Annotated in this window: 8 protein-coding genes and 1 tRNA gene; 3 read left to right on the top strand and 6 right to left on the bottom strand. The window is 42.2% G+C overall.

The window, feature by feature from the left end:
* Window positions 1-17: 17 nt before the first annotated feature.
* Window positions 18-362: a winged helix-turn-helix transcriptional regulator gene (locus ACEQ81_RS18100; protein WP_411032336.1), complete on the bottom strand. Its 345-nt coding sequence runs from the start codon at window positions 360-362 to the stop codon at window positions 18-20.
* Between the two features lie 199 nt (window positions 363-561).
* Between ACEQ81_RS18100 and ACEQ81_RS18105 the strand changes: the two genes are divergently transcribed.
* The 3 genes from ACEQ81_RS18105 to ACEQ81_RS18115 all read left to right on the top strand — a co-directional run bounded on the left by ACEQ81_RS18105 (window position 562) and on the right by ACEQ81_RS18115 (window position 2,989).
* Window positions 562-1,329, top strand: a complete 768-nt coding sequence (locus ACEQ81_RS18105; protein ID WP_411032337.1) for a type 1 glutamine amidotransferase domain-containing protein — start codon at window positions 562-564, stop codon at window positions 1,327-1,329.
* Between the two features lie 69 nt (window positions 1,330-1,398).
* Window positions 1,399-2,340, top strand: coding sequence for a bestrophin family protein (locus ACEQ81_RS18110; RefSeq protein WP_411032338.1), 942 nt, complete (start codon window positions 1,399-1,401; stop codon window positions 2,338-2,340).
* A 19-nt stretch (window positions 2,341-2,359) separates the two neighbouring features.
* Window positions 2,360-2,989, top strand: coding sequence for an NADPH-dependent F420 reductase (locus ACEQ81_RS18115; RefSeq protein WP_411032339.1), 630 nt, complete (start codon window positions 2,360-2,362; stop codon window positions 2,987-2,989).
* Window positions 2,990-3,333: 344 nt separating this feature from the next.
* Here ACEQ81_RS18115 and ACEQ81_RS18120 read toward each other — a convergent pair whose 3' ends face one another.
* The 5 genes from ACEQ81_RS18120 to ACEQ81_RS18140 all read right to left on the bottom strand — a co-directional run bounded on the left by ACEQ81_RS18120 (window position 3,334) and on the right by ACEQ81_RS18140 (window position 22,831).
* On the bottom strand, window positions 3,334-13,329 hold the full coding sequence (locus ACEQ81_RS18120) for a neuraminidase-like domain-containing protein (protein WP_411032340.1): 9,996 nt from the start codon (window positions 13,327-13,329) through the stop codon (window positions 3,334-3,336).
* A 102-nt stretch (window positions 13,330-13,431) separates the two neighbouring features.
* Window positions 13,432-21,621 carry a SpvB/TcaC N-terminal domain-containing protein gene (locus tag ACEQ81_RS18125; RefSeq protein WP_411032341.1) on the bottom strand — a complete coding sequence of 2,730 codons (8,190 nt, stop codon included), beginning with the start codon at window positions 21,619-21,621 and terminating at the stop codon, window positions 13,432-13,434.
* A gap of 233 nt (window positions 21,622-21,854) precedes the next feature.
* A complete protein-coding gene (locus ACEQ81_RS18130; RefSeq protein WP_411032342.1) occupies window positions 21,855-22,202 on the bottom strand; it encodes a hypothetical protein in 348 nt (115 codons plus the stop codon).
* A 313-nt stretch (window positions 22,203-22,515) separates the two neighbouring features.
* A tRNA-Pro gene (locus ACEQ81_RS18135) sits at window positions 22,516-22,590 on the bottom strand.
* A 4-nt stretch (window positions 22,591-22,594) separates the two neighbouring features.
* Window positions 22,595-22,831, bottom strand: coding sequence for a GIY-YIG nuclease family protein (locus tag ACEQ81_RS18140; protein WP_411032343.1), 237 nt, complete (start codon window positions 22,829-22,831; stop codon window positions 22,595-22,597).
* Between the last annotated feature and the right edge of the window lie 102 nt (window positions 22,832-22,933).

Raw genomic sequence — 22,933 nt, forward strand, 5'->3', positions numbered from 1 at the left:
GTTAGAGAATAAACCAATCAATGTTCAATACCATCTTCCTTCATTAGATCAAAACCATAATCTCTTAGCATTGATATTATTGGAATGGACTCCTCCCCTTTATTAGTAAGTGAATATTCTACTCTTACAGGCACTTCTGGAATAATATTCTTTGAAATAAAGCCATCGGACAGTAACTCTTTGAGGTTTTTACTAAGCATCTTATCCGATATGTTGGAGATACTTTGTTTCAATTCAGAATATCTCCAAACTTTATCCTTTAACCTCCAAAGTATCGGCATTTTATACGTCCCCCCTATTTTAGCAAGCACATATTCTACCGGTGTGTAATACTTCTTGTTGTCACTTAAAAATTGTGGCATACTTACATAAATGTTAGTTACTAACAAATATAACGATTTGTCATTCGAAACTTACTCTTGAATACTTTTGTTCTAGTAATTCCTTGTTCTAAATGAAAAACACATTAATCGTTATAGGCTATGCTATTTGCAGCATTTTTAACCAATTGTAATTCACAATCTCAATCAGATAAAAAAATTCTAATCTTAAAAAAAAGAAATGACCGCACAAATAAAGGAGATAGAAAATTATGTGCATTTTCACGGTGCACCTTTTAAAGGAAAAATATTAATGGTTGCAAGCAGCCTTACAATTTCAAAACAAACGGGTTGGCCAATAGGGTTTTGGGCTGCAGAACTCACACATCCATTACATGTATTTCAGGAAGCAGGATATGAAGTAGATCTGGCCTCTACCGAAGGCGGAAAATTGGTTATGGACAGTTATTCCGATCCCACTGACGAAAGTGGCTATTCTGCACACGATGTAATAACACTCGGGTATATGCAACAAAAGTACTTCAATACAATGCTAGAAAACACCAAAAAACTGACCAAAGTAAACGCAAAAGATTACGATGCCATTTTTTTAGTAGGCGGGCAAGGCCCAATGTACACCTTTAAGGGCAATGAAGACTTGGAAAAACTTTTTGTGGATTTTTACGAATCCAAAAAGCCAAGTGCGGCAGTATGTCATTCGACCACATTGTTATTGGAAGCTAAAAAATCTAATGGGGAGTTGTTGGTATCCGGAAAAACCTGGACAGGATTTGCAAATTCCGAAGAGGATTTCGCTGATGAAGCAGTAGGCATGAAAATACAACCTTATCGCATAGAGGATGAAGCAAGAAAACTTAATAATACAACCTTTAAGGTTGCAGCTCCTTTTGCTTCCTACGTAATTCAGGATGGCAATTTAATTACCGGTCAACAACAAAATTCCGGAGCGGCAGCGGCCAGAATGCTGGTCGAACAATTGACCCGATAATCAAATTACCAATAAAAAAAGAGCGGATTTTTGCGCTTCGTTTTTTAAAGGGATAGATGAAGATTACTTATGATAACAAAAAGGAACTTTAATCCCTTAAAGGTCTGGCAGTATGTAAAGAAACCCATGCTGTTCGTATTGTTATGGTCAATAGTGGTGTGGCTGGGTTTTTACCTATCCAAATCGAGCATATTGGCAATAAACTTTACGCCCATTGGGGTAATGGGTTCAGCATTGGCCATTTTCGTTGCCTTTAGGAATAATTCGGCTTATGGTCGTTGGTGGGAGGCAAGACAACTTTGGGGAGGTATAGTAAATTCGAGCAGGGTGCTCTCCAGACTGATAATAACCTTCACGGATAGCCATTTACATCAGGAAAATTACGACGAGCAAAGAAGTGAACGATTTAAGAAAGAACTGGTTTACAATTGTATCGCCTGGGTACATACGTTGCGTTTACATTTGCGAAAGCAAAAAAGCTGGCAAGAGATCAAACCGTTTCTTTCAAACGAGGAGTATAGCGAACTTCTGAAATTCCACAACAAGCCAAATTTTATCCATTTGTTAATGGGCAAAAAAATATACAAGGCTATGGCAAATGGCACCTTAGGTGGTTTCGATAGTTTCCAGATGGAAGGTCAATTATTTACACTGACCAATTATCAAGGAAGTTGTGAACGAATAAAAAATACCCCTTTGCCCCGACAATATGACTATTTTACACGCCTTTTTGTTTACTTGTTCGCTTTAATGTTGCCATTTGGTCTCTTATCGTTTTTTCAACATACCGCGGCAATATCTTGGTTGATCATTCCCTTTTCATTTTTGATAGCATTGGTATTCGTAATAATGGAAAGAACAGGAGCAGCCAATGAAAACCCTTTCGAAAACAGGATAACCGATGTTCCCCTATCTGCAATCTGCAATACCATTGAAATAGATTTGAAACAAATGTTGGGCGAAACAGAACTACCTGAAAAACAAGAACCCACTAAAGGATACTTATTTTAAGAACAAAACTAGAAACGATATGAAATTGGCATTTATAGGAATAGGAAATGTAGGATTTGCGCTTGCGAACAATCTTGAAAAGAAAGGGCATGAAATTCTTTTGGGTAATAACAATACCAACAGTGAAACTGTTTTAAAAGCTATTTCAAAGAACAATAACTTCAAAGTAGTAACAATCCAGAAAGCTATTGACAGTTCGGATGTGGTGTTTTTGGCCACGCCCTTCGCAGTAAATGAAAAAATTCTGAAGGCGCTAAGGTTCAACGACAAAATTTTGATAGATTGTACTAATCCTGTGGGTGCCGGTATATCGCACGGGTTACAAAGCAAAATTTCGGGAGCGGAAAAAGTACAGGAGTGGGCACCTGATGCCAGGGTTGTAAAAGCATATACAATTTATGGTTTTGAAAATTTGATCGATTCGAACTTTCCAAACTACCATTTAAAACCAGTAATGATGATTGCCGGGAACGATGCCAAGTCAAAAAACACCGTTGGTAAGCTTAATTCCGATTTAGGCTTTGAAACACTTGATGTGGGAGGTCTTGACCTAGCGCTACATTTGGAACATATGACATTATTATGGGTAAAAATGGCAAGGCGGGATGGACATCATCCAAATTTTACTTGGGCATATATTGAAAAATAAACTACAAGACCTAATTCCCGGTTTACCTACTAAATACATTGTACAAACCCCATCTCGAATTGAGATAATAATTAGCCATTTTTTGATATCATTTGATATCAAAGTTGTCGGGATGACAGATCGAATGATGTCATCGCAATACGCTGTATGTCAATATTTTACACTGTTTTTCTGAGTTGGTTAACCGAACTCTAAACTACCATCAAATTAGCACATTTAAATGCAAATTTTAGGTGTCTTTTGCGGTACTAAAGTACGAAATAATTCAATGCTGAAAGAATTTAATTAGTTTGATTATTTAACATCCATTTGAAATATCAAGAAGAAACAATGTGCAAGCTTAACTAAACAACTTTATAGTCAATTAGGAAGACTACATCTTTAATCTTATGGTCGTCCAAAGAAGACCGGTCAGCGGGTGTTGTTGATGAAACTGCAAGATCTCCGGAGTCATTCACAGTAAGGTTAACTTCCAAGCCCTGTACTACAGGCTGGAAGGCTGAAAAAGCGGTAGTTACCGGGATTTCTCCTAGAAATAATTTTGTATTTTCCTCGCGATCCCAGGTCGTAATTTCACTTCCTGTAGTTCCGTTGCTTTCAACGTTTAGTGCAAAACTTAACGGAGCGGGCAACTCAACATCGCCATCTTCATTTCTAAAGCCATTTTCATCAAGTTCTACGATGCAACGTGCGCTGGAAATTTCTAAGCGTTTCCCTTGCAGAAACAAAGGAAAATGCCTTTCGCCTAGTTCCAACGGAACCTGCTCACCAACTGCACCATGCAATAATCTGTGGAAGGTTTGTGAAAATTCTTGCCTAAGGCTAAACGCTCTGCTTAGACTAAACTCTTCACCAGATAACAAAGTATCTAAATGACCACTTGCTTCTTCTACGGCCTCCCTAAACTGCACATCGTATTCGGCCGTGTAGCTAATGTGTAATATAACGTCATTGATACTACTATAGTCAAAAGGTTTTAAATTTTTGGGTAACTCTAGTTGCCAGGTACTTTCAACCGCACCAGCACCTTCGAAAGGCATATATCGTTCGTCTCTAAAGTCGAGACGGAAAACCCCACTATCGTTTTGAGCAGTGCTCGTAGCTACGGTAGTAGATCGCGAGGGAGGCACAAGCGCCAATTCTTCGCTACCCCATTTTGCTTCTTTTCGAATGTAACTGTTTGTCAAGGTGAGTGTGGCGCTCACATTGCTATAGGGTCCAGTGATACAGGGTATGGTCAGTCGGGCCGACTTTATGCGCCGCCGATACTGTCCTGGGTAAAAGATGTCGAAAAATAACTCGGGAACTGTGAATTCGCAACTACCTGTATTTTTCAATGATAGCAGGGCTTCCGGTGCAATTTGAGTTATTGAAAAGGCCTGGTCAATTTCCATACTGCGGTGATTGGTCTCCATGTATTTGAGTTCCATTCTTCGCAGGGCGCTCATTAGTTTTTCTCCGGCCATCATTCCCGCTTTAGTGCTTTCCCAATAATTACCCTCCAGAAATACGGAGGTTTCATCGTGCCGTTCAAATCGGTACGCCCGTTCTGCCATGCGGGCAACGGTCATCGCATTTTGATAGGCTTCTCGATATAGACGTTGTAATTGGGTGGAAAGCCACGTATAGAGACCAAGGTTGGTAAACTTATCCCGGTAGAATTCAAAAGTCTCCTGATGTTGCTCCATACTTTTTTCGTGCAGTTCTCTTGATTTTACCGAGATTTCTTTGCGGATCTCAGCTGCTGCAATTTGCTTTTCAAGTTCCTGTTCCTCTTTTTTTACCTGTTCCAGAATAAATTCCCAATTATCCCTTCGACGTTCCTGACCTCCTTTTACGGATACGATGCTAGCATCTCTCTGGTATCCAGCAGCTATAGCGTTAAAATAATCTGCATAAAGCTTTAATGCCTTTGAAATTGCTCCGGAACCGGTGGAATTAGCCATTCCAACTATCTGAGGTGGCATTCCGGCAATAGATGAGGACAAATAAAACGGCATTGCTACCAAGGAAAATGTATTGCTAGAATCCATATGGCTCAAATGCATGGATTCAAATCGGTTCAATCCAACACTTATCAACTGTTCGTAGTATCGAATCTTTAATTCCACATTCTCTTTTCTTTTTAGCAATCCCTCTAAGCTTTCTTCCGCTGCCTTAATCTCTAAATCTCTCAACTGCGTTGTATACAGTTTAAGCACCTCATCTTGTTGCTTAAGTCTTAGCAAGGCCAGATCCTCGGCGCTCTTTTTTTCTAAAGCCCCCAATAATGCAGCCCCAAATCCTTGCAACGCCCCTGCGTATTCCTTGGCCTTTGCTAGTAGGAATGCAAACCTGTAGGGAGGTAATTGGCCCTGAGTAGCAGTTAGAACATCTTCAAGTGATAAACCGGCAGCCCTTGCTCGTACCAGCAAGCGTGGATCTATTTCAGGGGCAAATAAAGAAAGTTGTCTTCTTACCCCGCTGATATTCATACAATTTCTAATTTTAAACAAGCGATCCTGGACCCGATCCCAGTACGACAAAAGATCAGGATTAGAAGGAATACAAAATAAGCAGCTCTGCTCTAATAAACTGGTATGAAACGAAGGTAAGAAATAGTGGTCCTGAAATTTATCTTTCCAATTAATTCCACCAAAATCACTGGTATCCAAACCAATATCAGCCTTTCTGCCGAAATCTATTAATGGCGTATCCAAGGAAGTGCCTGTTTCGCCTCCTGCTTCTTCTTCCTCCTCCTCAGCGGTTCCAAAATAGTAGTCAACCCAAGAACTTGCATCAAAAACAGACCATAAAATACCCAGATAACCTGTCCCAGGTCCAAAGGGCTCGGAACTTTCATCAACCCTACATCTTTCCTTTGTCTCAATGGTATTTTCTACCTCCTGTATAAAATTTTTGCACCTTGGGCTAGACAGTTCTGACTTTAATTCCCGTAAAGTAAATTGTTCCTTTTCTAGGGTATCGCATTCTCCAAGCTCCGCGGGTTTGGGACCTAGAATTTCTGAGGCCATTATATACAATAAAGAGGCTTCATTAATAGATTCCACGGTATCTTGGATGAACAAGTGATCTCCCCAATCCAACAAATTATCTATGTACTTCATAGTAATGCTCTTCATGTACGCCCCTAGACGTAGACGAGCTACCGCGTGGGGATTAAAAGGATCTTTCTTATAGGCTTCAATCGCTCGAGGGTCGTTTAGGTTTTCCTTCCAGGATGCCAGGCGGTGATTCCTAAATTCTATAAACTGCCAAACATAATTTGCCGCCTCAGCCGCACTGCTATCTTCAATTTCGATCTGAGCCATTGGGTCAAAAATATAATGGTACCAACGCTGGGCTTCAGCATACTTCTTTTGGCTATTTAAGTGATTGGCAATTAAAAAAGGTGCGTGAAAAAACATTTCACGATAGTATGTGCCTAAAGAGCCGCTAAAATCAAGCTTCCCGTGATTCCCATCATTGCAAACCAAAGAATATAGATATACAGGAAGAGGCTTTTCAACCAATTCGGCCTGGGTTTCATAGCTCAAAAGATGCTTGACCCCGCCGGCAAAAAGGAGACTACCCAGTCTGGTTCCTAGGGTCGTGCCAATTCGTTTGATCATGTATCTAAACCCCTGTCTCTCATACGAATGAACAAGCAAAAGGTCATCATCTACGCTAAAAACCCCATCGGTAAGACTACCATTTATTGACTCATAATCTATAGTACTACCATTGAAACTGAGTATTCGTGTATTCCCAATTAGATCTCCAGGTTCATCCTTCAAATACAATTCGCAATCTGCATATTGCTCTCCATCCACATAGCTAGGAATATATCCATAGGAAAGGTCTCGATCCGAAAGGTTCAATCTTTTCAGGTCAGCCAAAGGTTCTCCAGCCGAAGTCCTTAACATATAAATAGGAATTGGAAAGCCACCATCAATCGTCTTCAATTCTGAGGAACTTATATCTAAATTAGCTGTCAATTCAAAATTAGCACCAACCAGAACAAGGTTTCCGTAAGCATTATCATCGGCTAAAAGCCTCACAAAATTAACATCGGGATAAACCCGGTCCCATTGGTAACCCCTTAAAGTATAATTCTCTTTATAACCCAGATGAATGTTGTTGTCATACATTGGTTTGTAAAGGTTCTTCACATTGTCATGACTAAATTGCACGCTACATCTAAAGGTGCTGCTACCTTCTGAAGAGTCAACCGTCATGGGAATGTCTATATAGCGCGAGTTTTCAAAAATGCCCGGGTCCTGATCTATTTTTTGGTTCATCTTATCGAGCAGAAGCGCAATAACATCACTTTCTTCGATATTCAGATCAGCCAGACTTGGGCCGAAGATATTCCAACTCCCGTCGGCAATGTATATATGTCGTACAATAGATCTTTTAAATGCCTGAAATTCTTCAGGGGTTCTTAGAGGATCGAATATCACATTGCCATCATTCAAAAATTCTTCATCACTGATTTTTAATTGTTGTATTGGCGCCCATGAGCCGTCCAGCGTTAAGAAGCTATATTCAATATTCCATTTGTGATTATAACCCGTAAACTGAGATTTGCCATTTATCATTTCCGTAACGGGGTTTGTAATTACCGCTACCCAAAAAAGAAACAACTTATCCTGATACATAATAGGGGAGACTTTCCTTGCCGAAATCTTAAGATTTAGTTTGGTCCAATTACCCCATTCCATACCATGAGAAGAATCTCGGTTTTCTGACCTATATAGGTTGTCTATGTTTCTATAATAATGTTCAGGTGGATTTGAACTGGTCACTCCGAATAAATGGAGCCTGTCTACATTAGTGTCTAACTCATGAAATGACCCGGCAATTTTCAGGGAGGCTATTTCCTCGAATCCAGCCATATATTTTGAATATGCATTCAAAACATTTTGTGGGGTAATTTCTTGATGAAGCAAGTCGGATTCTAGCTTCTCAAACAGTTCCGTTTTGTTATCTCTTAAATCGGGTTCAATGTAGTTCTCCGGATACAAAAAAACTTTTCTATTGGCCTCCCATACTCTATAATTTTTTCGCCATAACCATTCCTCTTTGGGAATATCCGATGGTTTAACCCTCAAGCCTCCATCTTTGCTTTGCTCCAAATTCATTAAACAACGCTGAATATAAAGTTGAATGCTAGAGATTGCAGCAACCATTCTGGATGTTCTTGCACATCCTTCAAATTCTGTATCGATCAAAAAGTAATTGTAGAGATCATTGCTGGTATTAAACCACCTATCCTCAACAGTAGTAGTTGCCTGCCATGAATGTATCAAATAATTAACTAATGCATCTCTTTTTAATCCGCGTATGGTATCTTCAAAAGGTGTAATCTTTTCAAGCCAGGCTTCCTCCGTTTGGTATTTGGTACGTATCGCTGTAAATACACTTTTAGAGGCGCTTAGTAGTACATTAAAATCCTTGGAAACAAAGTTGGCCATTATCTCTGCTCCGATCCCCAGATATTGAACGAGTTCATTTATTTCTTTTAACTTTTTTAAAGCCGCAATGGCCTGGTTGGTAACACCGGTTGAGCTGGACGCGGGAAAAACCATATTACCGTTTAACACGCCTAGGGTGCTCTTTTTTGCATTAAGCACACTGGAATTTGCCTCAAGTTCTGCTGACGAAAAAGCGGGTCTTGCAAGATCGTATTCATAAGACTCCAATAGTGTATGAATTCCATCCTTCTCGCTCGCCATATCCTTGATCAAAGTGGCGTACAAGCTTGTTTGCGTTAAATGGTTCAATTGAGGTGCATTGTAATCATCCGGTATGTTAATTTGAAATATAGCTGTTTCCAACCCAGAGTTGTTTCTTATGAAATGAAGCGAGGTTGTATCGAACACTTCGTTTTTAAACCATACATTAAGTTTTATGAGCCTTCCTATAAGATCTTGGAGCGGCCTGAGGGAAGTCCGCCCTTGGAGTATGTTAGAAAGCAGACTGCTATTTGTGCTATCTTCAAACCTGTAATTAACCAGGGCCGCAAGATCTAAAATCTTCTGGACCGATGTACCTAGTTTACCGGCAATTAAATGAGGGACTAAAGTGCTGCTGTGATATGCCTTAACGGACGTCTTAGCAACCTCTTCTGTTATAGGGATGGAAGGAGGAATCACCATAGGAGATTCCAAACTTGCCTCTGCTTCAAACCAGTATATTCTTTCGCTTGAAACTTTTTCAAACAACGCGCCGTTTTCTATAAAAATTTCACGCGATTGTTCCAGCAATATGCTAGCAATCCCAACAAACGCTCGGTCAGTAATTTCAGGAGCGCCGGATTGGATGCTTCGAGCCACCTTGTGTAGTAGTGTAGTATAGAGCGCTACTCTATCTTCTGGGCTTAGCGATGACCAAATTGTTGCCGGAAAAGAAAGACCCAGTAGGGCTGGATCACTTTTCACCGCAGGGAACAAATCATACTGATCTGTTGTACCGGTTATAGGCCTAAAGATTCCGGGGTTTGCTTGTAAAATTGCATTTGAATCTGAACTAGATGTTCCGGAAACATTTGTCAGAATTTCGGAAGGTATCTGGCTGATTGATTCGGTGATTAGATCAGCAATGCTTTCCAGGGCTAATCCAATTATCTGGAGTAGTTGCTCGGCAGAAAGAGTAGTTAAAATAGGTGATGGAATCGTAATATTATAAAAGCCTGGATCTAAAGCAGCAGAAGCTATTCTGTACGTTTGCAAATCTGCAGGAATGAAAATGGTATCATTTGCCTCAATAATACTTTTAGATTGTTCTTCGGATATTCCCTCGTAGGCAAACAGCGTATCAGTAAACAATAAATTCTGATTCTTTTGTACATCTAACCAAAGTTCATAAGCCAAAACTTCTGGATCTTGATCTGCTGTATCTGTAGGAAGCGATCCTTCTAGAATAAGAGACAATTCGGCCAAATTATAGCCGCTTTTCTTGTACCAATTGATGGTATCGATCAGCGCTGTAATGTCATCAGAATGGCCTAAATAGGGTGTTGCTATATCGGGAGTTATCGTTATAAGAAAAAACAACTCGGAAACCTCTAATTCATACCGTTTCGACATGAATGCATGTTTGAACAGCATGGACAAATTCTCAATCGTAATTTTGATAGTGCCTTCGGAGGCCCCGGTTGGCGCTTCCAGGTGGTCTTTAAGCGCCGCTAGCAGCGAAAAAAGTTCCTCATCATTTAGCGCAAGACCTGCAAGCATCCGATGTAATGTCGCATCAGAACTTGATGAAGTCCCGTGGGCGGGATGTCTAAAAGTTAAGGTACTCCTTGAATCAAGATCTTCACTAATCCATCTATCGGACTCGTTGGTCACGAATGCTTCAAGATTGAATCTTTTGTCAAAGAACGAAGGACTTCCTTTTGTTGGAAATTGGTTTATCAAAGAGCAAAGATGATCTACATCTGTTTTAAGGGTTTTTTGAAGATCAACGAATTGTACTATTTCGTCTGGAAATAACCGGATTTGCTCGCTGTCTGGTAGCCCTTTTGAAAGATGTAAATGCTCCACAACGCTATCGAGCTCATTCATACTCCAATTCAATGATCTCCAGAGACGAATAAATCGATGCATTCTATCTAAGTGCCCCACGGATACTCGAGCATATTCCTTATTTATTTCCAGGCTACCGCCTTCTCTTCTTGCTTCTATAAGAACTTCTTGCGGCGGACTATTCTTAACAAAGTAAGTATTGATTAGCGTTGAAAATTCTTTTCGTGTTAACCTCATTACAGAGAGGAGCTCCTGGACATCAAGTAAAGGAATTCCTGTCCCAGTGGTAATCCCGTAAAGAAGTCTTATAAATTCTAAATTATCTGCCCGCGGATTCAGTATCAAGTTGTATTCCTTGGATGATACTTCTAATTGAGCCTGGGGCAAAACATTGTGTGTATCTTCCACTCCACTTAGCCATGCCTTGGCAATTGAATATCTGCTGATGGGGAAATGTTGCAAATACGTCTCGAGCATGGAGAGCGCAAGATGAAAAGGTTGATCAAAACTATTTATTAATAATGCGTCATCAGTTTCTGCCTCATGACTTAAAAGCTCATAAACATAATTTACTATTTGGTTCCTGTCTCCCGGTAACTCAGAATGAATAATATCCCCGTTATCTTGAGAGTACATAAAGTTCTCGAGAACTTCATTTATGATTTTTAAATAAGGTTCTAGCTTGTGCGTATTCTCACAATTTAAAACCAAGCCTGACCACAGATCTGGCCTTCTTCTCATCGGACTTAATATATGATGTCTACTTCCATCGACATCTTCCCCCGGAAAGTAGGTATTCATAACTTTCTTCTGAAGGAAGTCCATTAAGTCTACGAAGTAAGCCGCCGGGCTAATAATAGAGGCACAATGCTTGCACTTGCAAAAATCAGTTTCTCCGAAAAAACTCTCATACCCATCAAAGCGTCTTAAGTAATTATCGGCCTCTGCACTTATGGCAAAAACGGCACTGTTCGTTAAAGGACTATTTTTTACATCCATTACATTCCCCAGTGCAATATTTAGATTAAACGCTTGCAATTGAGATCTATCAAAATACTTTTTAGCCAACTGTTCGTTGAAACCGGTACGTTGCCGGAAATCGGCTAGACCATCTATAGCAATTTCAAAACCCGTGGTATAACCAAGGCTTTTTAATTCAAAGGTGTGTGTAGCATCCTTAGTGATATTATAAAGACTCTTGTTTGTCCTCAGTTCCCTCATCACCGTCTGTTGATCTTGCTCATTAAATCCACTAAAATCCAGACTGGTAACCGTAACACCTTCGGGATCCAGGTCTCCGGTCAAAAAATTAAAACTATTGTTCGCCCTGTAAAAGCGGTTCATAAGGCGTCTGGTAGCAGGTTGTTCCATGCTTGCCATGCGTGCCTTGAATACAGCTTCGGGAAATGTTAGTTCTACCTGTTTTTGCCTCAGTCTGGCTTCCCTTTCTAAGGCATTGTCATCGTCCGTTACCTGAGCGTCCTCCAAAGCAGTTCGCCAATCTTGCACATCCAATTTCGCCAGGTCTACTAATTTTGAAGTCGGTTTTTTTGGATTTCGGTTTTTAATGGCCCGGGCCAGAGGCATATTGCCTTGCACCAATGTAAACAGACCTGCATTGAATTGCAGGGTTTGTCCTTGTTTTTTGGTAATTGTCTTAGCTTCTACCAGCTGAGCAATTCGATTGGGCTCCAGATTTAAGGGCGTTAGATTATGGTCTAACAAAGTTTCTGTAAGGGTGTCTTTGAACTGAGCCAATTCTGCAATCTTAAAAACGTCGGCTTGATGGCGATCAACTGCTAGTAAAGGATTCTCTTTTATGGCTAGCTCGGGTTGAATTAATTCGTCTAAATTCTTGGGACCATCCCATTGTTTCAATCGGCTCAGCCCTTCTTCCTTAACAGAAACCGGAAAGGAGGTCTTCTCCAGGGCTTCGGAGAGATAATCAACCGTATTGTGCTTTGAATCAACTAAACCACTGAGATCCAGACTCTCAGCAAAATAGGTGAGCTCGCTTGTGCCAGAACTAAAAAAGCGAGCGGTGGTCTGGGCTAATTGATTCTGTGCCTTTAAGACCAAATGCTTGTATAGCTTGGGTTGCTTTTTTTTAAGGGATTTAGGGGGTAGGTCTGCATGGGCCGACAAATCTTGTAGCAGGCTTTTCGAAGCTCTTGGAGAAGGTATAAAAGGTGTGGGCGCTTCTTTAATTAAGATCTCGATCCCACTCCTATGCTTTACATTTTTTATGGGTCTTCGTTCGGTACTATGGATCATGTTTTCTCCGCGATAAATGCGGAAGAAAACATCGGGCCAATAATCGGTTGGATCGTCTCTGAATCGGGAGGGTTCATACGAGATCACAAAAGCGCCGCTAGCATCTGAAATAGCAACACCCAACTGGTCGCTGATCTTTTTGTCTTTGTCCCAGGCCTCTACTTTGAGATCTTGTACAGGTTGTTTGTTGTTTTGACGTAACACATTTCCCGAAAGTGTATACAAGCCTTCTTCTGTGGGACTCACCTCAATTTCCTTATCCAAAGTAATGGTAACCTTAGCAAGTTCTTTGACATTTTTAATGGGTTTATTCTCTGTGCTGTGAATCACCCGATCTCCCTGGTACACCAGAAAGAACACATCCGGTAGGTTGTCTTCTACCCCATCAAAAAAACGATCCTCTCCAAAACGGATGGTAAACTTTCCTTGGGCATCCGTATAAGCTGTTCCCAGATGGTCACTTACGTTTTTGTCTTTGTCCCAGGCAGAGATTTTAAAATTTGCATAAGGTAAACCTTTAGGGGCTTGTAATGTTCCTTTGATGAAATATGTTGACATAATTTTAATTAATTAGAGACTATTGCCGTTAATCGAGTTATATGTTTTATTACCTACTTTCTTCTGAGTTTTGAGAATTGAAGCCTTCCTTCAAAAATTTGATTATGTTCTTTTCTTACCTTTTGGTCTAACTGGGACTTGGAGACTCGGATTCTGGTCATTCCAAGCTCTCCTTCTATCTGCCAAAGCGCGCTCACGTGAAGACCAACTTCTGTTGCCTTTAGCTGTTTGAGGAACGACACGAACTCTCCGACCAGCCGGCGATAATACGTGAGCATGACCAATATCATGCCCCACATGTACGTCTTTACCGGTTGCTCCCGGAATTGGAGGTCCATCCACGGTACCATATATTCTTGCGAGGCGTTGATGCTCTGCTCTAAGTGCAGAACTAATGCCATCAGATGTGTCTCCAGGAGTAATTTGATGTCTTATCAAACCGCCAAGCCAAGAATGAAACAAGGGTTCTCCATTGGCATCTAATGGGAGATTTCTGGGATTATCAGGAAGTTCGAGGAAAAGCACCTCTGGGGGTGGTAATTCTGTTTGAGTTTGATTCGGTGTTTGATTGCTTCCCACAGATCGTCCACCGTAAAGATCCAATCCTCCGGAAATCCCAAGGCTAATCCCACCAGAAATTACACCTGTTGTCAATACTCTTTCCACATCAAATTCATCTTCAAAAATTGCTTGCCTTAAAGCCTCCGTGCCGCCTCCTTCAAGTGCACCGGAAGTAAAATATCCGGCACCTCTTGTAATGAAATTTGACCCTATTCTGTTGCTGAGACTAGCTATGATAGTTTGTCCTCTTGATGCACTTCCAGCCAATACTGCACTCCTAGCGCCGCTAGCATATCCGCCCAACCCCGCAGTAAAACCTCCAGTTACTAATCCTACCGCTCCCGAAAACAAAGTTTGTTCAAAATCATAATCCTCAAGAGTTAGCTGATCACTAACGGCTATGGTCAATAATTGTGAGGTAGCATCAGCTAGTAGCCCACTGGCTAGTCCAGCAACGGCTCCAGCGATAACTAGTTGACCAATGGTAGCAGTCGCCGCGGTAACACCCATAACCGCCAAAGCAGCACCAAAAGTTACTATCGTAACAGCAATAGCGACTATTGCAACCGCAACAACAATAAGAGCAGTTTGCCACCATGCCAGATCTTCAGGAGTTTCTCCACCAGCTTGTCCATTTGAAGTACCTTCCATACTTCCGTTGGGATCACCATTTCCAACGGGCAGCTCACTATTAACCGCTTCAGGGCCTAAAGCTGTCCCATTGGGATTTCCCTGTAAAGCTGCATCCGGATTAGGAATTCCCTGCTGAGCAGGAAGACCCTCATTTTCTGGTCTATTTTCCCCTATCGGTACATCAACCTCTTGGTTTTCCTGGTTTGTACGCCCAGTTCCGGTTCCACCCGTTCTTCCACCCGGCCGGCCATTTCGTCCAGAATTTCCTTGTCCAGATCCTCTTCTTCTTTGAGAACCATCTCCTCCGCCTCCGGAACCTGAACCACCCCCTTGCCCATTTCCAGTATCGTCTGAACCATTCGTTCCATCTCCAGACTGACTTCCAGATGTATCTCCAGAACCGGAACCTTCATCTTCTTCAGAATTTGCCCCACCTTCTCCCTGGCCACCTAAGCCCTCTGGGACAATCATGCCCGCATTCACAAGAGCTTCTTCCAGTTCCCGCTCAACATCTTCGATAATTTGTTCAGAGGTTCTCTCGGGAACCGCTAGGGCTAAGTTTTGACTGTTTTCAATAGCGGTACGTGCCTCCGCTCCTAGTAATAATTGCCCTTCTGGAGTGAGTGCTATCGCACCGTTCGGATTTACAGATCTAAAATTATTGACAGCCTCCCTTTGAGTCTCACTTAGGCTATTCCAAAGTTGAGAATAAGGTATGGGGGTCACTCTTCTATTTTCACTACTCTGTAATCCATCAGGGTCCACATTACTCAAAGGATTATTATGCACAAACTGATACACATTCAATCCATCCTCCGGCCCAATAGGATCCGGGTTCATCCAGCGACAAAGCCAGGGTGCATAGTAACGGAAACCGTAATAGTAAAGCTTGGTCACATCATCGCGCTCCTTCCCTGAATAGCGGTAGTCTTTTGCACGAACATCGCGTAATGCTTCCCCAAACAAGAAGGAAGAGCCTCCAAAGGCAAAGTATTCCTCGTAATTGATAATTTCTCCCCGCTCTCCCAGCTCAAAAGCGGCAGAGCCCAAATGACAATTCAAATGGTAATATACTTTTCTTTCTGTAAGATCGGTTGTTTCCCTTCCTCGCGTATCGCGCGTCCAATGATGTACAAGAGCCACACGTTGCCTGCCATCGTTAATATCCGAGGTAAACCGTTCGAGCAAGACCGAAGCCCCAGTCCGAACCCGTTTTATTTCGCAACCGTCTAAGTAAATCTTCTCTGTAACTTCTAGCGATCCGTTATCTAAGCGATGGCTCACCTTTCTGACCCTTTGCCCATCGCCTCCATATACATAGTATTCCTCATCGTGTTCCCCACTGGGGCGTTCAATGACCATGGCCCTTTGAAGTTGGTTTTGGTAATTCCAATAGATGGCCCTAAGATGTGGAAGGTATTCTAAATTGCCATTTTCGTCAAAGTGTTCTTCGGGTCGCGGTTCTGGATTTCCTCTTAAATCTCGGTTGTCCATAGAGCGATTAGAACTTCTGGAAATCCAAAAATCCCGGCGCCAACGGAATACATCTGAAGGCCTAGAGCCAGCGCTTTGAACCATGCTCTCCATATTACCGTTGAGGTCGTACCGGTAGGTCCGGGTATAGGTCTGAAGCTGGTCTAAATTGCCCAGGTTTAGGTGTCGGGTTCCTTTGATAAAACCAGGTGCCTCAAAACCATGCGCATGATCCGTTCGCTGCATAGCCTGATGTGTGCGCCCTTGAGCTTCAATCAGCTGGTAAAAAGCGTCGTACGTATAGGTATTGACTCTTGCCGAAGTAAATAAGGCATTGGCTTGGGGCTGTGCGGTATCTCGAAGCTGGGTGATGTTGCCCACTGCATCGTACGTATATTGAATGTTTTGATATTGTCTTGAGGGAGCAGATGAGCCCGCCGGGATGTAGCTTCGCTTTCTAGTCAGGCGAAAACTCAAAGGATCATATTCGTAGCGCTGTACCAGGTTGTTACCGTAAGTAGTCATCAAAGATTGACCCCTGGCGTTATAACTGCTTCCGGTAACTATAGGCTTATCTATCCATTCTCCATCGACAGTACTTACTAATAATTGTTCCAAAGCCCCGCTTAAGGAATAGCTAAACCGGCGTATAGTATCGTCCGGAAATCGTTGCTCTACGGTACCTCCCAGCGCATTGTAACGCAATTGAGAAACAAAAGGCGAATCGGCTGTCCAAATCGGGGAGCTCGCCGTTGACCAGTTCATCATTCGCGTGTAGTCATCAAGGAGGCTACGTTCTTTTCGCAACACGTTCCCGATAATGTCGTAGCCCGAGATGCGTGTGAGACCGGCCTGATCATAATGTTCCACCAGCTTTCCAAACTGATTGCGGCTAGCTGCATCTGTAACCGACGGATCTTCTCCATAAATAAAGCGCTCTGTAATATGATCCAAATCTGGTGGCCCTTCAACTTGTTTTTGCACTACGCGCCCCCAACTATCAAAGGTGATCTGCTGGTGCATTCCCCGGGCGTCCCACAAATTGGTAGCAAGATCCAGTGCATTCATAAATTGCCACTTGGGTCCGGAATCCATGCTTTCCTCATAAAAAAGACGGCTCTGCATATCAAGGACATATCTAAAGGCCGGTAATTCTCGCGCATCCCTAAGTTCAATTGGGTTTCCAAGAACATCGTAAACGGTTTTGTTGGTACGAACTTCCCCGCCCAGGCCTTCTTCTTCCGTCATGAAGGTTCTTCCCAACCCATCTGTATGAGCTGTTATTCCGGTGTTCCTATGTGCTAATGACTTTTGTAAGGCTTCCCATTCAGGACTATCTTCAGCATGTTCCGTTTCAATTCTGGTTTCGTACAAACTTCCTTCTACCCAATCATTGGCATCTAATTGTCTGGTATACCAAGCGGCATAGTCGTTTCGGTTTCGGGTCCCATCCGGAAAGAAAATAGCCTTCTGCCTTCCTACCGCGTCATAGGTAGTCAGGGAGGCTTGCCCGAACGTATCTACGACTTCATTTGAAACATAATCGACGGAAGTAATGAAGTAAGGTTCGTATTGCTTAACCCCCTCCTGCTTATTGTTGAAAACAACATGGCCAGACGTTCTCCATCTGTTGGAGCCTGTTGTAAGTAATTCTGGTTCTCCTCCGGGATCCAACAGAATCCTGCCTCCCTCATATTGAACAGTGGCTTCTCCGCCTTCTACAAGGGTCTTCGTTTGAATCACCCTTCCGAAACCATCGAGGTAAGACACTGCTACTTGAACAGTTCCATTCTCAAGGTAGTTCCCTTGCCCATCGTAGACCCAATCTTCTCGCGCAAGTTGTACACTTCGTAAAGGCAGGCTATGGCGTTGCCAACTATCTAATTCATAATAAAAATAAGTGGCACACTGCCGAAGGTAATTGTTGGGAGAATCAATGATCTCACCAAACTCCAGAGTGGAAGGTTCGATATAATCTGAAAGCGAACGGTGACCCATTCTTTGAACAGTTCCCGATTCGGACAAAATATTGCCATGAACAGAGGACAACAGCACAATACCAAACGGGTCGTATTGAACCTCAGAAACATTCTGATTACTATCTTCTAACCAATAAGGAGCAATAAGGTTATAATCAATTTGAGCAGCGACCCGATTTCTGGCCACTTCTACCCTCCTTTCATTTACTAAAATAGCCTCCGAACTTATTAGGGCTAAGGAGTAAGTATCATACTGATATGCTGTCCTTCCGCCATTTACCTGTTCTTCTGCTATGGGTAAATAAAATCTATCCGCTCCGAGAAACTCAGTAACCGCGGTAGGTTGCCACCACAAACCGTCATGAGACAAATAATACCCTTCGGAAAGCATGCCGGATGCTAATCGAGGACCTAGCGTCTCATCCAAAAAGTCATTATTAAAACAGGCTATTTCCTGGTGATGAAGTAGAATTTTATCACCTACTTCTTCAAAGGGCAACACAGCTGTTAAAGCAGTATTCCAATAGTAGTTTTTAACCCACTGCAATACTCTTGCTTGTTCGGCCCGGTCAAAGGATGCATTAAAGGAGATTGGGCGGTCTAAGGCCGTGTCCAGTAGGGCCTCCATATCTTCATACGAATACAAGAGTCCTTCCGGAGGGGGGTTTTCATGGTGAATCTCCAATATCTTTCTATCCCATTCTATACCTAGCTCATAGCGGTCTTGCGAATCAAAATGATCTACATTTACTTGAGTTGCCGTAAGATGAAATTGTTCCTGTTCTGGCAGCGCATCTGAGTGTATCCTTGGATACGCTACAGAAGCCTGAATAAATGGTATTCCATAAGCATCTACCTCCTTGGTGAAAGCATGGGATATACGGGGATCACTAGGATCTTCTTCGAATAGAATTTCAAGCTGCTCTCGTTGAAAAAAAGTATAGCAGGCATCATGTTTTGCCTTTCCGGGTTGTAATCTTCGAATAGCAAAAGCAGCTTGCGCTATCTGGAAGGGGTGTTCTTTGCGCCCTTCTTGGGTTACCCCATACGTTTCACTGCGAACCACTTGACCCGCCAAACTTTGGATAGCATCAAAATATTCCTCGGGACCTAGTGTATCGATCTCTTCTATCTTAAAATCACGAAGCTGAGTACCAAAGGTGTCTCCGCGATAATATCCTTTAGTTCTTTCTTTTTGCCACCCCACTGCTCCGTTATGATACCATGTTCTAACGCAAACCGGATCACTGAATTCAGCCTCAGGTACGGTTGAATCGCCCAGGTAAACATCAGAATCATATTGATCGACCAAACAAAATCCCCGGAAAGTTCTTTCTTCTCCATCAAAAAACCCATCACGATATTCAAAACGTTGCCTAAATCGTGTATTCCCTATTTGATCTATCCTTTCTATAGTGTCTACCACTATTTTGTGTGATGGAATTTGAGTCATCCAGGGTTCTCCGGCTTGCTTATCTCTTAAAAAATGCTGACCTGAATACCCATAATGGAAACGAGTTTCCAAGCCCATTGAATTTTCGACTCTAATCATTAAGCGTGGCTTCACGCCTTTGGTAAGTCTTAGGTAGCTGAGAGGCAAACCGGTATTGGCGTTCAGGGTTGAAGACCATACCAAACAAGGAGTGCCATCTCCCAAAAAATCCAGGATCTGAGCTGAAGCAAGATTATCTATAAAGGGAAGGCCGTCAATGCTATTTTCTTCTAAAAAAAAATTTCCACTTGCATTGATCCAGTAACGTATTTTTCCCCTATCAAGATATACGAGATCCGAAGTTCCGGAACCGTCAAGATCTACAAGGCGGATGCGGCTAGCATCAAGTTCAAAATCAAAGTCGAGCTGGGGAGCATTCTCCATAACAATCCCGGCACCGAACTTACCGTTTCCCATATTAGGCCAGTATTCTACCCTACCGTTGTATATCCGTACTTGATCAGGCAAGCCAGAGCCATTCATATCTGCAAAGAAGTAGTCGAGCATTGGATTAACACCAATAGTAGGTGCCCTGCTTACACCGTTTGAAATAGGTTTTGACATTTGAACGGGCATCCCAAAACCGGCTTTCCCCTCAGCAGGATACCAAACAAGACGATCTTCTTCAACTGTTACGATATCTGATCTGCCATCGCCGGTGAGATCTAGCAATTGGGTATTTGTATCCTGTGAACGTACGTGGGGTGCCTTATCAAAGGCTTTAAAGCTATCCCAGGTTTTACGATCACGATCGTATTCATAGAATCCGGATTCTCTACCTTGAAGCACAACTAAATTAAGGTTCCCATCTCCATCAAAATCATTGAGCGCATAGTTGCCGAAACCAATACTGGGTTTTTCTATTACCCGTTGCTGATTTCCAAGGTTACCATCACCGAGATTATGTTTAAAATACCAGGCATTATTAGATTCGTAAAGCACTCCGGGCAGACCCTCTCCATATAAGTCTACCCATTTGTAATTCAGGCCGCTTAATCCAATTGGAATATTGGTATTGCTTTGCTCCGGGGCTGGTCTAAAGCTTTGATCAGGTGCAGGTTGGCTATATGAAAAACGGAGTGCTGGTATTGTTTTTTGATCGTAGTTTCCAGAACCCATCCTTTTATAGCGCTCGTATTCTATATGGGTAAGTATAGTTCCCTCAGGTGCTGGAGCATGGGCCAGTTTTAGATTACCAATTAATGTGGCATCTGATCCCAAATCTTCAAAATGATGAAACATTAGAATTCGGTGACAAAGCCTGTACGTCCTTTGTTCGAAGCCCGCAACGTACGATGAGAAAGGATCGGGTCTGACCGACCAGCCAGTGGCATTTAAGGAATAAAAAGGAGGCGTATCTGTCTCTTGATCACCATAATCAAAGATCAGCTCAAAATGCCAAATTTGATCGGGTTCGGGATCACTATCAGGGTATTCTGGCCTACCGTTCCCGTAGCGAATACGCTTAAGATATTTTTGAGCATTTGACGAAGAATCAAGAAACTTGTTTTTTTCAAAGCTCGCTGTTGTAAGAACACCCTGAGTATTGTCTTGAACGTATTCGTATAGTATGGCATTGCCCATACTGTCATAGTGCGTATCTAAAAGCCATTGAAAAATAACATTAGGGCGTATAGGATCAACGATCTTGCTACTGTCATCTGCACTGTGACCAAAAATCAGTATGCTGTTATCCCTGGCACGAACTCGCCAATGGGTTTTTCCTGTTGTCCTTTCATCCCATTTTTCGAAACGCGAATAAGAAGTATCAATCCTTGCACGGAAGTATTGTATATGAAAAAGTGCTGTTTCTTCTTCGCGCGGGGACCATTCTTCCTCTATTTCTTCAAGCCAAGGAACAAGTTCTTGACCTCCAAATGAGAATTTATCCGAACCGTCGTACTTTGGGTACCCGTCTTTAAGGCTAATACCAATAGATGGGACTCCTTCGAGATTCCAACCAATACCAAAGACAGAATTCCCGGCATTGGAGTTATAACTTAATGATAAAGAAGGCTGAAAATTATTTCTGCCTGCAGTAACAGGTATCCCTACCGATGTGATCGCAGCCCCGGTTTGCGGATTTACCGAATTTTCATTGGGAATCCTTATTTCCGAAGGGTCAATCTCCAAAAAAGTAAGTTCTTGAGACATGGAATTAAGGATTACATATCACTTTCTAGGGTTTCCTTCCAAACGGATATGAATTCTCTATTAAGTTATTAAATAAATGGATTTGACAGAAAAATTCTGTATCAAATGTTAGAATCTCTTTATGGTTGGTAAGTAATAATGTTTGAGTTACTTGTGACGCCATAATTACCTATATAAGCATTTAGATAAAGATTTATAAAACTCTATGTAAACTTGAACTGAACTCGTGTATTTTAAGCGAGCGAAACTAGTTTCGCGCTGCAAGCGTCCCAAACCTTACCAGGACTAATACTATTGAGCCGTATACCATTGCCCGGCCCAATATAGTAATGAACTTGCGTCCAGGTCTGCTCATAACCTTGTACGGATAGTCTCTGGATCTTTCTTTCCTCGATGTAGGTTTCCATGAACTCCAGAAGGCCGATACCACTGTCCTTTCTCAGTTCATCTATGTGTTGCTGGAGCAAGGATATTTCCAGTTCCTTCTCGCGGGGAATCCCCTGTTTCATAATCTTCAAGACTTCATCCATTGCCAGGCCAAGATCATTGCAATATCTTACCCTCTTTTCGGTATCTGTCATCTTTTTTGCAATAATCGGGGTAAGCTTGACCGTTTCCTCCCATTGGTGGAGTTTAGTGCCAATTGATCGGGTTTTTTGGATTATTGAGCATAAACTCTTATCTCTATGGGGTAACCGTTCTTTGAGGCCCTTCTGGTATCCACTATAAATTTAGTACTGATCATATTGGTTCGGTTTGCAATAAATTTGCAATGAAAAGTACTATTTTATTCCAATAATTATCAATTTTTACCAGTATTAATGGTTTTTGAACCAATAAGCGGAGAGGGCTGAAAATAAAGAAACCCCTGTAAATACAAGGGTTTCAAGGGTGTCGGGATGACAGGATTTGAACCTGCGACCACACGGCCCCCAGCCGTGTACGCTAACCGGACTGCGCCACATCCCGAAATTTAATTCTCGTCAAGATACCTTTTGATACCTCTCTTCTTAATCTTACTTTCCTTTTGGACCGCTTCGGAACGTGTCCGGCAGCCATATATTTTGACCAACTTCCAAGGGACACCTTTCGATGTATATTTCTTACCTCCTTGGTTATGTACTATAAGCCTTTTTTCGAGATTGGAGGTCTGCCCACAGTAATAGCGACTCAACTTTTCACTAAACAATACGTAAACCACATAATCCATGACTCATCGCGACCATTCCGCCTTAGGCGGAATACGCTAACCGGACTGCGCCACATCCCGAAATTTAATTCTCGTCAAGATACCTTTTGATACCTCTCTTCT

The organism is Spongiimicrobium sp. 3-5 (genome assembly GCF_046557915.1).
Taxonomy (GTDB): domain Bacteria; phylum Bacteroidota; class Bacteroidia; order Flavobacteriales; family Flavobacteriaceae; genus JBHEBG01.

Coding starts and splice junctions, on each gene's coding strand:
- ACEQ81_RS18100 (WP_411032336.1), bottom strand. CDS start 362: ATGCCACAATTTTTAAGTGACAACAAGAAGTATTACACACCGGTAGAA.
- ACEQ81_RS18105 (WP_411032337.1), top strand. CDS start 562: ATGACCGCACAAATAAAGGAGATAGAAAATTATGTGCATTTTCACGGT.
- ACEQ81_RS18110 (WP_411032338.1), top strand. CDS start 1,399: ATGATAACAAAAAGGAACTTTAATCCCTTAAAGGTCTGGCAGTATGTA.
- ACEQ81_RS18115 (WP_411032339.1), top strand. CDS start 2,360: ATGAAATTGGCATTTATAGGAATAGGAAATGTAGGATTTGCGCTTGCG.
- ACEQ81_RS18120 (WP_411032340.1), bottom strand. CDS start 13,329: ATGTCAACATATTTCATCAAAGGAACATTACAAGCCCCTAAAGGTTTA.
- ACEQ81_RS18125 (WP_411032341.1), bottom strand. CDS start 21,621: ATGTCTCAAGAACTTACTTTTTTGGAGATTGACCCTTCGGAAATAAGG.
- ACEQ81_RS18130 (WP_411032342.1), bottom strand. CDS start 22,202: ATGACAGATACCGAAAAGAGGGTAAGATATTGCAATGATCTTGGCCTG.
- ACEQ81_RS18140 (WP_411032343.1), bottom strand. CDS start 22,831: ATGGATTATGTGGTTTACGTATTGTTTAGTGAAAAGTTGAGTCGCTAT.